Consider the following 16,906-nt stretch of genomic DNA (forward strand, 5'->3'; position numbering starts at 1 on the left):
GCGGAGCGGGCATCGAGTTCCCGATAGGTCACCTCGGCGCCGGCGCACACCACCGCGACAGCATCCGGTGTCCGAGCGACCTGCGCCTGGAACAGGCCGACCACGGTGACGTCCGGGTCCGCCGGGACGGTGGTGTCGTTCCACCGATGCAGCACCAACTCGCGTTCGCCGGCATCGAGAACATCGATCGCCCCCACCGGAACATCCGGATCCGACACCGACAGCCGCAGTAGCCGAACCAACCGCGCCACCATCGCCTCGATCGTCGACCGGTCGAACAGATCGGTGGCGTATTCGACGTACACGTCCCACCCGGTTGAGGCGGCGGCATCGCCGATGTTGAAGGTCAGATCGAATTGCGAGGTCATCGCGGCGAGGGCATAGGGTTCGAACTCGACCCCCGCCAACTCCAGGTTCGGCGCGGTGTTGTTCTGGACGCTCAGCAGTACCTGGAACAGCGGATGATGCGCCGCCGAGCGGGCCGGGTTGAGCAACTCGACCAGCAACTCGAACGGGATGTCCTGATTCCCGTAGGCGGCCAACGCTTTCGCCCTGACCTGACCAACGATCTCGGTAAACGACGCCGCGGGAACCACTTTCGCCCGCAATACCCACGTGTTGACGAAGAAGCCGACCAGATCGGTCAGAGCGTCGTCGGTGCGCCCGGCGATCGGCGACCCGATCGGGATATCCTCTCCCGCACCGAGTTTGCACAGCAGCACCGCCAATGCCGACTGCAACACCATCGATACCGTCGCGCCCTCACGAGCGGCCAATCGTTCCACCGCGGTCCGGGTCTCCGGATCGACCCGGAGAACCACCATGTCCCCGTGATAACTGGCCACCCGGGGCCGCGGCCGATCCGTCGGCAACCGCAACTGTTCCGGCACACCGTCGAGTTCACCGCGCCAGTACTCGAACTGCTGCGACAGCACACTGCCGGGATCGGACTGCGAACCAAGCAGTTCCTGCTGCCACAGCGTGTAATCCACGTACTGCACCGGCAGCGGCTCCCACCCCGGTTCCCGCCCGGATCGGCGAGCCGCGTACGCCACCGACAGATCCCGCAGCAGCGGCGCCATCGACCAGCCGTCACCGGCGATGTGATGAATCAGCAACATCACCACACACTGATCGGGTCCATAGCGGAACACGTTGGCGCGTAACGGGATTTCCGTCGAAAGATCGAACGCGTACCGTGCCGCCGCGGTCACCGCCGCATCCAACTCGGCGGGATCCACCTCCGCGATCGTCACCGGTATCTCGACGCGGTCGGTGTCGATCACTTCCTGGCCGGGCACGCCATCGACTTCCACGAAGATCGTGCGCAAACTCTCGTGCCTGGCAACCACATCACCGACCGCGGCCGCGAAAGCCGACGCATCGAATACACCCGTCAACCGAACCGTCAACGGCATGTTGTAGGTCGCCGACGGCCCCTCCAGCCGGTGGATGAACCACAACCGCCGCTGCGCAAACGACAATGGAATCATCACAGACCCACCTCTCGATTCATTCTGCGAAGAGCTGGTCGGCGCGAGGGCGCCAGCTGGGCCCACCTACCGGCGAGCTGGGCGACGGTCGCGGCCTCGAACATCACCTTGATGGGCACCTCGACGCCCATCACCGCCCGGATCCGACTGGCCAGCCGGGTAGCCAACAGTGAATGCCCGCCCAGTGCGAAGAAACTGTCATCGACACCGACCCGGCCGACGCCGAGTATCTCGGTGAACAACTCGGTCAAGGTCTTTTCTCGCTCGGTGCGCGGTGCTCGATACGCCCTCGCGGACAACAACTCCGGATCAGGCAGTGCCCCGCGATCGAGCTTTCCGTTCGCCGTCAACGGGACCGCGTCGATCACCATCACCACCGTCGGGACCATGAAATCGGGCAGTCGCTCGGCGACGAATCCGCGCACGCTGGCGGGCAGGAGGGTGTCCTGGGGGCTGTTGGCGTAGGCGGCCGGGTCAGCTAGCACCTCGGATGGCAGATACACGTCGGTCAGTGCTTGGCCCTCCGCTGTCGCGGCGTCGAGGAAGACCGCATCCATGTGGCCCGGTTTCGTGGACCAGGTGACCGCGGTGGTGTATCCGCGTTGCTGGCCGAGGAGATACAGGTCTTCGGGCAGCAAACCCGCTCCCGCCCGGTCCGCGATGGAATCGAGGAAGCCCTCGAAATCCGCTGCGAGCGGATCGGTTCGGCCGTTGACAGACACCGAGTGACCGGTCCGGATTCGGTGCACCGCGTCGATCTGCCCGGTCAGTCCGGCATGCGGTATTCCGGTGACGCGAATGCCGTCGGGGTGTTCGGTGTGCAGGAGCGTGCACAGCGAATCATGGTCGCGGAAATCGACTTTCGGGATGTCGGCGACCGAGCGTTGGTTCGCCCGAGTCTTGTGCAGGACCACGTCGTAGCGGTACCGGGTCAGCTCGTTGATCGAGAAGCCGCGTTTGAGTTGGATATCGACGGCATCGAACCCGGTCTCGCCGTCGCGCAGTGACAGGAAGTACTCCGGTGCGACAAGCAGTTCTCGTTCGGCGGACATGTCTCGTCGCACTCGATCACCGACCACCGCCGGGTCGTCCCCGCCGTGGCGACTGAGGTGTACCGCGGTGGTGAACTCCTCCAGCAGAGCCAGATTGCGGACATCGCCGATGAACACCGCGCCGCCGGGAGCCAGCAGCCGCAGCACCTGCGCGAGGACTCGACGCAGGTACCGTTCACCCGGGAAGTACTGTGCGACGGAGTTCAACACCACGGTGTCGAAATAGCCGTCCGGCAGTCCGGTGGGATCATCGGCCGCCTGCGCGCTCAGCGCGACACGATCGACCCACACCGGGTTCAGCTCAGCCAACTGCTGGCGCAGGGTGGCGATGGTCGCGGTCGAGAGGTCCGTCGCCCAGTACTCCGCACAGTCGGGTGCCAGCTGCGACAACAGCAATCCCGATCCGACGCCGATCTCGAGGACCCGTCGCGGACCCAACTCCCGGATGCGGTCGACGGTGGCCGAGCGCCACTCGCGCATCTGCTCGAGCGGAATCGGCGCCCCGGTGTAGCTGCTGTTCCAGCCGCCGAAATCCGCGCCGAATCCGGCGACAGCTCGAGCGCCATTCGACTTGCCGTTGCCGTTCCCGGCTCCGGCGTACAGGTCGTCGTACACCCGGCGCCACTGTCCAACCAGTTCGTCCTCGGCGACGACGGGGCCTGATCGATCCGCGACAACGTATCCGACGAGCTGCTTGCCGCCGGTGTCGGTGTCGCGCGCGACGACTACCGCTTGGGAGACCGAAGGATGTTGGGCCAGAGCCGTTTCGACTTCGCCGGGTTCCACCCGGAAGCCTCGGATCTTGACCTGATCATCGACCCGGCCCGCGAACTCCAACACTCCGGCCGCTGTCCAACGCACCACGTCGCCGGTCCGATACAACCGCCCGCCGCCGGACGAATCGAACGGATCGGCCACGAACCGGGCGGCGGTCAACCCCGCCCTGCCGCGATAGCCGCGCCCCAATTGGGCACCGGCGACATACAACTCACCGGCGACCCCGATCGGAACCGGTACCAGCCATGGGTCCAATACGAAGACCCGCGTATTGGCCACCGGCACACCGATCGGTACAGCACCCTCGCGAACATCCACAGCGTCGTAATCGATGACGCACGCGGTAGTTTCGGTCGGCCCGTAACCATTCGTTACTCGAGCACCGGCGTACTTCGCATTCAGCTTGCCGACGACATCCGCTGTCAGCTCGGCACCGCCGACGATCACCCTGCTCAATGACCGCAAAGGGTTGTCGGGCAGGGAATCGACGTGATCGGCCAACGCCGACAACAGCGGTGGCGTCGCGAACATCTTCGTCACCGACCGAGCAGCGATCAACCCCGTGATCTCCACCAGATCCGAACGCTGCTCACCGGCAACCACCACCGTGGCACCACCACACAACGCAGGCCAAATCTCATAGGTCGACGCATCGAACGCGATCGAGGAATGCGCCAACACCCGATCATCGGGAGACGTCGACCATGCGGAGGCGACCAGGTTTTCGACGTTATGGTGCGTGATACCAACACCTTTCGGAACACCGGTAGAACCCGAGGTATAGATCACATAGGCCAAATTCTGTTGGCACACCTCGGCAATCCGATCCGCACCGGGCTGGTCCCACACGTCCGCGCCATCGAGGTAGACGCACGATGCCGACGTGTGCGGCAGCAGGTTCGCGGTGACAGAGTCGGTAATGACGACTACCGGAGCGGCGTCGGTGAGAATGAATGCCAGCCGATCTGAGGGATAAGCCGGATCGATCGGCAGATACCCACCACCAGCTTTCAATACCGCCACCAATGCCATGATCAGGTCCGCGGATCTGGGCAGCGCGACCGCGACAATGCTGTCGGGGCCAACCCCATGCGAGACCAGCACGCGAGCCAATTGATCAGCGCGAGTGGCGAGTTCCCGATACGAGATCTCGGTATCACCGCAGCTGACGGCGACCGCGTTCGGTGTCCGCGCGACCTGTGCCTGAATCAACCCCACCACGGTGGTGTCGGGGGCCGCGACGGTGGCGTTGTTCCACCGGTGCAGCACCAGCTCGCGTTCGTCGGTATCGAGAACATCGATCGAACCCACCGCCGCACCCGGGTCGGACACGATCCGCCGCAGTATCCGCACGAACCTGGCCACCATCGCCTCGACCGTTGGCCGGTCGAACAGCTCGCTCGCGTACTCGACGAGCCCGTTCCACTGCTCACCGGCCGGAGCGTCGGCGACGTTGAAGAACAGGTCGAACCGCGAGGTCGCGGTGGTCGCGATATAGGGCTGGATTCGCGCCCCGGACAGTTCGAGGTCCGGCAGGGTGTTGTTCTGAAATGCCAAGGACACCTGGAACAACGGGTGATGCGCCGCCGAACGGGCCGGGTTGAGCAGCTCGACGAGCAGCTCGAACGGAACATCCTGATTCTCATACCCCGCCAGCGCTTTTGCCCTGACCTGACTCAGCAGCTCGGTGAACGAGGCTGCCGGAGACACCCGCGCCCGCAGCACCCAGGTGTTCACGAAGAAGCCGACCAGATCGGTCAACGCCTCGTCGGTGCGACCGGCGATCGGCGATCCAATCGGAATGTCTTCGCCCGCACCGAGTTTGAACAACAGCACCGCCAGTGCCGACTGCAACACCATCGATACCGTCGCACCCTCCCGACCCGCCAATTGCTCCACCGCGGTACGGATCTCGGGATCGATCCCGAACAGCACCATGTCCCCGCGATAGCTGGCCACCAGCGGACGCGGACGATCGGTCGGCAACCGCAACTGGTCCGGCAACTCGTCGAGTTCGGCGCGCCAGTAGTTGAACTGCTGCGCCAGCACGCTGTCCGGGTCGTCGGACGATCCCAGCCATTCCTGTTGCCACAGTGTGTAATCCACGTACTGCACCGGCAACGGCTCCCAGGTCGGCGCCCGATATTCGAGGCGCGCGGCGTAGGCCACCGAGAGATCCCGCAGCAGCGGCGTCATCGACCAGCCATCACCGGCGATGTGGTGGATCAATATCGCGGCGACGCATTCGTCGGGGCCACACCGGAATACGGTGGCGCGCAGGGGGATTTCCGAGGACAGATCGAATCCGTAGCGCACCGCCGCGGTGACCGCCGCGTCCACCTCGGCGGAATCCACGTCGGTGACGCGCACCGGCACCTCGACGCTGTCGGCATCGAGTATCCGCTGCGACGGCACACCGTCGGCGTCGACGAAGATCGTGCGCAGACTCTCGTGCCTGGCGACGACATCACCGATCGCGGCACTCAGCACCGAGACATCCACCCCGTGCAGACGCACCGCCAGCGCCATGTTGTAAGTGGCGGAAGGCCCTTCGAGCCGGTGGATGAACCACAATCGCCGCTGGGCGAACGACAGCGGGATCACGTCCGGGCGCGGCCGAACCATCAGCGCGGGACGCACCTGCACTTCCGCATCGAGCCGGGTCGCCAACTCCGCGACGGTCGGCGCGTCGAAGACCGTGCGGATCGGCACCTCGACACCGAGCACCACCCGAATCCGGCTGACCAGGCGGGTGGCCAACAGTGAATGACCACCCAATGCGAAGAAGCTGTCGTCGATACCGACCCGGTCGAGTCCGAGGATCTCGGCGAACAGTTCGGCGAGGACCCGCTCGCGCTCGGTGCGTGGGGCCCGGTACTCCAGTGCGGAGGCGAATTCGGGATCCGGCAGTGCCGCGCGATCGAGCTTGCCGCTGGCGGTCAACGGGACCGCGTCGAGCACCATGACCGTGGCGGGCACCATGAACTCGGGCAACCGATCGGTCACCCAGCGGCGCACGTCGGCGGCAAGCAGACCGGCCTGGGGGTTGTTGGCGTACGCGGTGGGATCGTCCACGGGCGTCGCGGCCGTGTACACGTCGGTCAGTGGTTGGCCCTGTGCCGTCTCGAGGTCGATGAAGACCGCGTCCATCTGATCCGGCGCCGCGGACCATGTGACCGCGGTCCGGTGTCCGCATTGCTGGCCGAGCATGTGCAGGTCCTCGGGCAGCAGACCCGCGCCCGCCCGGTCGGTGTCGAGGATTCCTTCGAAATCGACGCCGAGTGCGTCGGTGCTGGTGCCGGGCAGGCCCGCTTGGATTCGGTGGGTGGCCTCGAGCTGGCCGACCAGTCCGGCGTGCGGGATGCCGGTGACGCGAACGCCGTCGCGATGCCGGGTGCGCAACAGGGTGCGCAACCAATCATGGCCCTGGAAGCTGACTTTCGGAGTTTCGGCAACCGACAGTGGCTTCGTCGGAGCCTTGTGCAGGACCACGTCGTATCGGTATCTGGTCAACTCGTTGACCGAGAATCCGCGTTTGAGCTGGATGTCGACGGCATCGAACCCGGTCGCGTCGCTGCACAAGCTCAGGAAGTACTCCGGTGCCAGCAGCAGTTCTTGCTCGGCGGCCATGTCTCGACGGACGCGGTCACCCACCGCGATGGGGTCGTCGCCGCCATTGCGGCTGATCTGCACCGCGGTCGTGAACTGTTCGAGCAGCGCCAGATTGCGGACGTCGCCGACGAACACCGCGCCACCGGGAGCCAGCAGTCCCAGTACCTGTTCGAGGACGGTATGCAGGTAGTTCTGGCTGGGGAAGTACTGGATGACGGAGTTCAGCACCACGGTGTCGAAATGGCTTTCCGGCAATCCGGTGGCGTCATCGGCCGGCTGGGCCCGCAGGACGACCCGATCGGTCCATCGCGTGTCGAGTTCGGCCACCTGTTGTTGCAGCGTGGCGATGGTCGCGGCGGAGAAGTCGGTTGCCCAGTATTCGTCACAGTCGGGGGCCAGCTGCGCGAACAGCAGGCCCGAGCCGACACCGATCTCGAGCACCCGTCTGGGTTTCAGGCCTCGGATACGGTCGACCGTGGCCGAGCGCCATTCACGCATCTGCTCGATCGGGATCGGTGTCCCGGTGTAGCTGCTGTCCCAACCGCCGAAGTCCGCGCCGAATCCGGCGATGCTGTCGGAAATACGGTGGGTGTCAGCCTCTTTCCCGGTGTCGACTCCGGAGTAAAGGTCGTCATATACACGTTGCCACTGCCCCACCAGTTCGTCTTCGGCACCGATCGGCCGCGATCGGTCGGCGACCACGTATCCGACCAGCTGCTTGCCGCCGGTGTCGGTGTCGCGGGCAACCACAACCGCCTGAGATACCGAAGGATGTTGGGCCAGAACCGTTTCGACTTCACCGGGTTCGACGCGGAAGCCGCGGATCTTGACCTGATCGTCGGCGCGGCCCGCGAATTCCAACTGCCCGGCGCTATTCCAGCGCACCACATCACCGGTTCGATACAACCGGCCGCCGGTCGGGTCGAAGGGGTCGGCCACGAACCGGGCGGCGGTGAATCCCGCGCGGCCGTGATAACCACGCGCCAACTGGGAACCGGCGACGTACAGCTCGCCAGCGACCCCGACCGGAACCGGCACCAGCCACGAATCCAGTACGAACACTCGCGTATTGGCCACCGGCGTACCGATCGGCACCACTGCGCCAGCGACGTCGGTGGGCACGCGATAGGCGGTGACATCGACCGTGGCCTCGGTCGGGCCGTAGAGGTTGTCGATCCGAGTGATCCCGCACTTGGCTTTCAACGCGTCGACCAGCGCGGTGGTGAGTGTGTCGGCGCCGGTATTCACCTGCCGCAAACTCTGGAACGGATTGTCGGGCAATGACTCCGCGTGGTCGACCAGTGCCGACAGCAGGGGCGGTGTCGCGAACATCTTTGTCACCGAACGGGTCTCGACCAGTCGGGTGATCTCCACCAGATCCGAACGCTGCTCACCGGCCACCACCAACGTGGCGCCACCGCACAGTGCGGGCCAGATCTCGTAGGTGGAGGCGTCGAACGCGATCGAGGAATGCAGCAACACCCGGTCCTCGGGACCAGCCGACCAGGCTTGAGCGACCAGATTCACCACGTTCCGGTGCGTGATACCAACACCTTTCGGCACACCGGTGGAACCGGACGTGTAGATCACGTATGCCAGATTCAGTGGCCCCGCCGCGACCACACCGACAACATCCTCAGCACCGGCGGTGTCGAGATAAAGATGCGGTATTGCGCTGTGCGGCAATGCGTGTGCCGTTTCCGGATCGGTCACGATGGCGATCGGCGCAGCGTCGGCGAGGACGAACGACAGTCGATCCGAGGGGTACGCCGGATCGATCGGCAGATACCCGCCGCCAGCCGTCAACACGCCGAGCAACGCCACGATCAGGTCCACGGACCGTGGCAACGCCACCGCGACAATGCTGTCCGGACCCACCCCACGCGCGATCAAGACGTGCGCGAGCCGGTCAGCTCGGATAGCGAGATCCCGGTATGTCAGCTCTGTATCGCCGCAGACCACCGCGACCGCGTCCGGCGTCCGCGCCACCTGTGCCTGAATCAACCCGACCAGGGTGACGTCTGGGACTTCGACGGTGGTGTCGTTCCACTGCCGCAACACCACGTCGCGTTCGACGGTATCGAGGACATCGATCCAACCCACCGGCGCGTCCGGCGCCGATACGATCCGCCGCAGTATTCGCAGGAATCGCGCCGTCATCGCCTCGACCGTTGACCGATCGAACAACTCGGTCGCGTACTCGACGAACCCGTTCCACGGCTGACCGGCGGGCGCATCGGCGACATTGAAGAACAGATCGAATCGCGAGGCCGCCAGCGACGCGGGGTAAGGCTCGATCCGCACCCCCGACAACTTCAGCGCGGGCAGGGTGTTGTTCTGAAATGCCAACGACACCTGGAACAACGGATGATGCGCCGCGGATCGGGTCGGATTGAGCAGCTCGACCAGCAACTCGAACGGAATATCCTGATTCTCGTATCCGGCCAACGCTTTCGCCCTGACCCCGGCGAGCACCTCCGTGAAAGACGCTGCCGGAGTGACGGTTGTGCGCAGCACCCACGTGTTGACGAAGAAGCCGACCAGATCGGCCAACGCCTCATCGGTACGACCCGCGATCGGGGCTCCGATCGGGATATCCTCTCCCGCACCGAGTTTGAACAACAGCACCGCCAGCGCCGACTGCAACACCATCGACACCGTCGCGCCGTCACGAGCGGCCAACCGTGCCACCTCGGCCCGCAGCGACGAGTCGATGTCGAACGGCACCACATCCCCGCGATAGCTGGCCACCCGCGGCCGCGGCCGATCGGTCGGCAAGCGCAATTGCTCAGGCACACCGTCGAGTTCGGCGCGCCAGTAGTTGAACTGCTGCGAAAGCACGCTGTCCGGATCGTCCGGCGAGCCAAGCCATTCCCGTTGCCACAGCGTGTAATCCACGTACTGCACCGGCAGCGGCCGCCATCCCGGCGGCCGATGTTCGCGGCGCGCGGCGTAGGCCACCGACAGGTCGACCAGCAGCGGGGTCAGCGACCAGCCGTCACCGGCAATGTGATGGATCAGTAGCACGCCGACGAATTCGTCGGCACCGCAGCGGAACACGTCGGCACGGATCGGGATTTCCGAGGACAGGTCGAACCCGTACCGCACTGCGGCCGTTACCGCCGCATCCAACTCGGCAGGGTTCTTCTCGATCACCGTGACCGGCACCTCGATACTGCCGGGATCGAGTACCCGCTGAGACGGCACACCGTCGGCGGTGACGAAGATCGTGCGCAGGCTCTCGTGCCGGGTAATGACATCATTGACCGCGGCGGTCAGCGCCGACACATCCACCCCGTACAGCCGTACCGCCAACGCCATGTTGTAGGTGGCCGAGGGGCCCTCCAGCCGGTGGATGAACCACAGCCGCTGTTGCGCGTACGACAGCGGGACCACTGCCGGCCGTTGCCGAATCGACAACGCGGGACGTATCCGCACACCGGCATCGAGCCGAGTCGCCAACTGCGCCACCGTCGGAGCGTCGAAGACCGTTCTGATCGGCACCTCGACCCCGAGCACCACCCGAATCCGGCTGGCCAAGCGGGTGGCCAGCAATGAGTGGCCACCCAACTCGAAGAAACTGTCATCCACCCCCACCCGGTCACGTCCGAGGATCTCGGCGAACAGCGCGGCCAGCATCTGTTCCTGGAGGGTGCCCGGCGCTCGATACCGCACCGAGGACACCAACTCCGGCTCCGGCAGCGCCGCGCGATCGAGTTTGCCGTTGGCGGTCAATGGCACCGAGTCGATCACCATGATCACGGTCGGCACCATGTACTCCGGCAGCCGCTCGGCGGCGAACCCGCGCACGTCCGCACCCGCGAGACCGTTCGCGGTAGCCACAACGTACCCGACGAGCTGCTTACCGCCGTCGGTGTCGCGGGCAACCAACACCGCGTTGGACACCGAAGGGTGTTGCGCCAGAACCGTTTCGACCTCGCCGGGCTCTACTCTGAAGCCTCGGATCTTGACCTGATCGTCCACCCGGCCCGCGAACTCCAGCTGCCCGGTGCTGTTCCAGCGCACCACATCACCGGTGCGGTACAACCGGCCACCGGCCTGGTCGAACGGATCGGCCACGAACCGCGCTGCGGTCAATCCCGCCCGCTCGTGATAGCCCCGCGCCAACTGCGCACCGGCCACATACAACTCACCGGCCACGCCAACGGGAACCGGCATCAACCACGAATCCAGCACGAATACACGCACATTGGCCAACGCGGAGCCGATCGGCACCGTCGTATCGCGGTCGGACACGACATCGGCCGCGAACACCGTGGCGAACACGGTGGTCTCCGTCGGACCGTAACCGTTGGTCACCCGCACACCGGCGGTGCTGGTATTCAGTCGGCGTGCCAACCCGGAGGTGAGTTCGGCGCCACCGGCAATTACCTGGGTCAGGCTCTCGAATGGGTTGTCGGGCAATGCTTCGACCCGGTCGAGGAGCACCGAGAGCAATGCCGGTGTCGAGAACATCTTCGTCACCGACCGAGCGGCGACGAGTGCGGCGATCTCGGCCGGATCCGACCGCTGCTCAGTGGCGAGCACGATCGCGCCACCGCTGGTCAACGCGGGCCAGATCTCGTAGGTCGAGGCATCGAACGCGATCGAGGAATGCACAAGTACCCGTTCGCCGGGTCCGGCCGCCCACGCCTGAGCAGCCAGGTTCGCGACGTTACGGTGCGTGACGGCAACACCTTTGGGCACACCGGTCGAGCCTGACGTGTAGATCAGATACGCCAGATTGTCGCTCCGTACCGAGACGGTCCGGTCGCCACCGGTCATGCCGGTGGTATCGAGTGCGTCGGGGTAGAGGCGCGGTATTGTGTTGTGCGGCAACGCTTGTGCGGTGTCATGATCGGTCACGATGACCACCGGAGCGGCGTCGGTGAGGATGAACGCCAGCCGATCCGAGGGATAAGCCGGATCGATCGGCAGATACCCGCCACCGGCTTTCAGCACTGCCAGCAGTGCCACGATCAACGGCACGGACCGAGGCAGCGCCACCGCGACGATGGTGTCGGGGGCGACGCCGCGCGAGATCAAGACCTGCGCGAGTCGATCGGCTCGGACATCGAGTTCCTTGTACGACAGCTCCGTGTCCGCGCAGAGGACAGCGACCGCGTCCGGGGTCGCGACGACCTGCTCATGGAACATTCCGACCACGGTCGCGTTGTCGTCGATCGAGGCGGTGGTGTTGTTCCACCGGTGCAGCACCAGGTCGCGTTCGTCGGTATCGAGGATATCGATCGAGCCGACTGCGGTATCGGTGTCCGACACCATCTTTCGCAGTGTTCGCACCAATCGTCCCGCCATGGCTTCGACGGTGGACCGATCGAACAGCTCGGTGGCGTATTCGATGTAACCGTCCCAACCGGCCGGGGCATCGTTGCGTGCACCGGTCGGCGCATCGCCGATATTGAAGGTCAGGTCGAATCGCGAGGTCGTGCTGGTCGGGGCCAGCGGTTCCACGCCGACACCTGGCAGTTCGAGGGTCGGCAGGGTGCTGTTCTGCAGGGTCAGCAGTACCTGGAACAGCGGATGGTGTGCGGCCGAGCGGGCGGGGTTGAGCAACTCGACGAGCAATTCGAACGGTGCGTCTTGATTCTCGTAGGCCGCCAACGCTTTTGCTCTGACTCCGGCGAGGATCTCGGTGAATGACGCGGCGGGCGAGACGGTTGCGCGCAGTACCCAGGTGTTGACGAAGAACCCGACGAGATCGGTGAGCGCGTCATCGGTGCGACCGGCGATCGGGGTCCCGATCGGAATGTCCTCCCCCGCACCGAGTTTGAACAACAACACGGCCAGCGCCGACTGCAGCACCATCGACACCGTCGCACCCTCACGGGAGGCCAAACGTTCTACCGCGCCACGGATCTCAGCATCGATCTCGAACAACACCATGTCGCCGCGATAGCTGGCCACCCTCGGCCGCGGCCGGTCTGTCGGCAGCCGCAACTGCTCCGGCAAACCGTCGAGTTCAGCTCGCCAGTAATCGAACTGCTTGGACAGCACACTGTCCGGTTCAGTCGGCGAACCCAGCAATTCCTGCTGCCACAACGTGTAGTCGACGTACTGCACCGGCAACGGCCCCCAACCCGGCGCCCGATGTTCGAGGCGGGCCGTATACGCCACGGACAGATCACCCAGCAGTGTGGCCGCCGACCAGCCGTCACCGGCGATGTGATGGATCAACAGCACGAGCACACACTCATCGGGGCCGCACCGGAACACGTTGGCGCGTATGGGAATTTCGGAGGACAGGTCGAATCGATACCGCGCCGCCTCGGCCACTCGTGCGTCGACTTCGGCGGGGTCGACGTCGATTACCGAAACCAGTGCTTCGACGCCGTCCGCGTCCAGTACCCGCTGGGCCGGGACGCCGTCGGCTTCGATGAAGACCGTGCGCAGGCTCTCGTGCCTGGCAACCATATCGCCGATCGCCGACGCGAACGCCGACGCGTCGAACGCGCCCGTCAACCGCGCGGACAGCGGCATGTTGTAGGTGGCCGACGGCCCCTCCAGCCGATGAATGAACCACAGCCGTCGCTGCGCGAACGACAACGGAATCACGTCCGGGCGTGGCCGTGCCGACAGCATCGGACGCACCTGCACATCCGTGTCGAGCCGAGTCACCAACTGCGCCACCGTCGGAGCGTCGAAGACGGTACGGATCGGCACCTCGACCCCGAGTACGGCTCGTATCCGGCTGATCAAGCGAGTGGCGGACAACGAATGGCCGCCCAACTCGAAGAAGCTGTCGTCCACGCCGACCCGATCGAGTCCGAGCACCGCACCGAACAGCCCGGCCAAGACGCGTTCGCTCTCGCTGGCCGGGGCCCGATAGTCCATCGAGGAGGCGAACTCCGGGACCGGCAACGCGCCGCGATCGAGTTTCCCGTTCGCGGTCAATGGCACCGCGTCGATCACCATCACCACGGTCGGCACCAGGTATTCCGGCAGCCGTTCGGCGGCGAATCGGCGCACCTGTGCCCCGTCGAGCCGGTGGCCGTTGCCCTCGACCGAGCGGGTTCGGTCGGCGACCACATATCCGACCAGCTGCTTACCGTCGTCGGTGTCGCGCGCGATTGCCACCGCCTGTGATACCGAAGGATGGTGCGCCAGCACTATTTCGACCTCCCCCGGCTCTACCCGGAAGCCACGGATCTTCACCTGACCATCGGCACGGCCAACGAACTCCAACTGCCCCGCGGTATTCCAGCGCACCACGTCACCGGTGCGATACAACCGGCCACCGGTCGTATCGAACGGGTCGGCCACGAACCGTGCCGCGGTCAACCCCGCCCGGCCGTGATAGCCGCGCGCCAATTGCGCACCGGCCACGTACAACTCACCGTCTACCCCGACAGGGACCGGCACCAGCCAGGAGTCCAACACGTACACCCGCATGTTCCCCAGCGGAGTCCCGATCGGGCTGCCACTCCGCGTGCCGTGCGATGCGTGCAGGTCGAGTTTCGTTACGTGCACCGTGGTTTCGGTGATCCCGTACATGTTCACCAGGGCGGGACCGTCACCACTACCGAAGGAGTACCAAGGCCGCAGGTGGGCAGGATTCAACGCCTCGCCGCCGAATATCACCATGCGCAGGGCGGAATCGGCTTTGCCGGACGCTGATCGAGCTTCGGCAAGTGCGTAGAACGCGGACGGGGTCTGATTGAGGATCGTCACGCCCTCGTCGACCACCAGATCCCACAGCTGCGCGGGGGTGCGCACCACGTCCCACGGCACGACGACGACCCGGCCGCCGTGCAGCAGCGCGCCCCAGATCTCCCAGACCGAGAAGTCGAATGCCTGGGAATGACACCAGGCCCAGACATCGCCGGAACCGAATTCGGTCCACTGGGCGGCACTCAGGAACAACGATGCCGCGTTGCGGTGGGTGACCGTGACGCCCTTCGGCGTGCCGGTGGAGCCGGACGTATAGATCAGGTACGCAAGGTTTCCGGGCCGTGGTGCGGCGGGCAACAGACAATCGGACTGCTCTACCTCTTCGAGATGGATCAGCGGAACTCCGCTGTGCGGCAGTGTTTTTGATGTGGTGATATCGGTGAGGACCGCGACGGGAGCGGCGTCGTCGAGGACGAACGCCAGCCTTTCGGCGGGATAGGTCGGATCGATCGGCAGATACGCGCCACCGGCCTTCGATACCGCCACTATCGCGACGATCAGCTCCACTGACCTCGGCAAGGCCACTGCCACAACGCTATCCGGGCGCACCCCATGCTCGATCAAGGTCCGCGCGATGCGGTCCGCTCGCATATCGAGCTCCCGATACGAGAGCCGCACGGCACCGTCCACCACCGCCACCGAGTCCGGTCCCCTGCTCACCTGGTCCTCGAACAACCCAACCAACGTCGCATCCGGATCGACCGGCACCGCCGTGTCGTTCCACGCCTCGACGACCAGCGCGCGTTCGGCGCCGAGGATATCCACCGCCCCGATCGGCGCACCCGGATCGGCTATCGCCTGCCGCAGATAGCGGGCGATCGATCCAAGATAGGTGTGCAGATCGTCCTCGGTATAGAGCTGCGAATCACCCTCTATCCGCAGGTAACCGCCACGGGCCGACTGCCTTTCGTAGTAGAAGACGATGGACAGGTCGCCGCTGTTGCCGGCCGAGAAGAGTTGCAGGTCGGCCATGCCGCCCGTCATCTCCAGCGCGCCGAAGAACGACATGACGTTGATGACCGGGCCGAACGGGTTCGCCGTGGAATTCGGCATTTTCAGGTCTCGCCGGATCTCCGACATGCCGTAGCGCAGGTGGTCTCTGGCATCCGAGACGGTGCCGTTGATCCGCTGGGCCAGGTCGCCGAGCGAGAGCTCCCTACCCGAATTGATCAGCAATGGCACGGTATCCGAGAGTTGACACGGCGTATTGCGGGCGATGCCGGATTGGTTCGACACCGGAATCTGTACGCAGAATTCATCTCTCAACGCATAGCGCTGGATAGCAGCCGTCGCGACCGACATCAAGAGATAGGGCAGCTTGACGCCGATCGACCGCGCCGAACTCATCAGCTCACCGAGCTCCTCGCCCGAAAAGCCATGCGTGCAACCGATTCGACCCGGCTTCTCGCCGCTGTCGGCATTGCCGGGCAGTCGGACCGGCTCGATTCCCGCCGGGATCCGCCGACGCCAGTACGCACGATCGGCCGCCTGCTGGTTGCGCCGATACGAACGATCGCCCTCGATGATATCGTCGACGCACACGAATTCCGCAGGCGCAACGGATGTTCCGGCCGCCATCGCGCAGTACACGTCGAGAACCCGCTGGGCCCAGGTGGCAACACCGACACCGTCCATGATGATGTGGTGGAAACACATCGTCAGAAAATAGTGTTGCTCACCGACTTCGAGCAGCGCGACGCTCAACAGCGCGTCCAGCTCGAGATCGAATCCGACCTGACGTTCTCGGGACATATAGTCGAGCGCGGCCGATACCGGATCCGGCTTATCGGTGAGATCCAGGTAGGCGGGCTCCCAATCCCGGATATCGCGTTCGACCTGCATCGGCCCGTCGGCGCCTCGGACGAAGTTGACCGTGAGCGCCGCCGACTCGGCGAACACGTGCCGTAACGCCGTGACGAAATGACCGAGTTCCAAATCGGCGTGAATGTCGATATAGACGATGCAATTGTTGGGCAGGTCCGAAAGCTCGCTCGCTATCCACAATTCTTTTTGAATCGAAGTCAAACTGCGCAGCAGTGATTTGTTACCGGATTGCATGGCAAACTCCCTTGCTGATCACCTTGCTGAGCGGTGCCGATCTTCCCCCGGCCGATCGGGCCGGGTCACGTCGTAGCACACACACGCTCCGCCCATCCCGAATCCTCGTGGGCGACAACCCTGTCCGCAGACCGCGGTAGTCGGGCGAAGCGGCGGCTCAACCGGCGCGCCGTGTAGTCGAGCCCACAAGTGGACGCTTGACCATAACTAGGTGAGCTGTCGCGA

At 65.0% G+C, this 16,906-nt stretch carries 2 protein-coding genes (1 of these 2 cut by a window edge); both read right to left on the reverse strand.

The genetic code is table 11. The features are described 5' to 3' along the window. Positions 1 to 1,493: the 5' portion of a non-ribosomal peptide synthase/polyketide synthase gene (locus OG203_RS03615; RefSeq protein WP_405167764.1), read on the reverse strand. It extends 19,177 nt beyond the left edge of the window; only the first 1,493 of its 20,670 coding nucleotides appear in the window; its start codon is at positions 1,491 to 1,493; its stop codon lies beyond the left edge, outside the window. Next, positions 1,493 to 16,681, reverse strand: coding sequence for an amino acid adenylation domain-containing protein (locus tag OG203_RS03620; RefSeq protein WP_405164219.1), 15,189 nt, complete (start codon positions 16,679 to 16,681; stop codon positions 1,493 to 1,495). Before OG203_RS03620 ends, OG203_RS03615 begins: the two co-directional genes overlap by 1 nt. Positions 16,682 to 16,906 lie beyond the last annotated feature (225 nt).

This window comes from Nocardia sp. NBC_01499 (assembly GCF_045040275.1).
In the GTDB taxonomy this organism is placed as follows: domain Bacteria; phylum Actinomycetota; class Actinomycetes; order Mycobacteriales; family Mycobacteriaceae; genus Nocardia.

Coding starts and splice junctions, on each gene's coding strand:
- OG203_RS03620 (WP_405164219.1), bottom strand. CDS start 16,681: ATGCAATCCGGTAACAAATCACTGCTGCGCAGTTTGACTTCGATTCAA.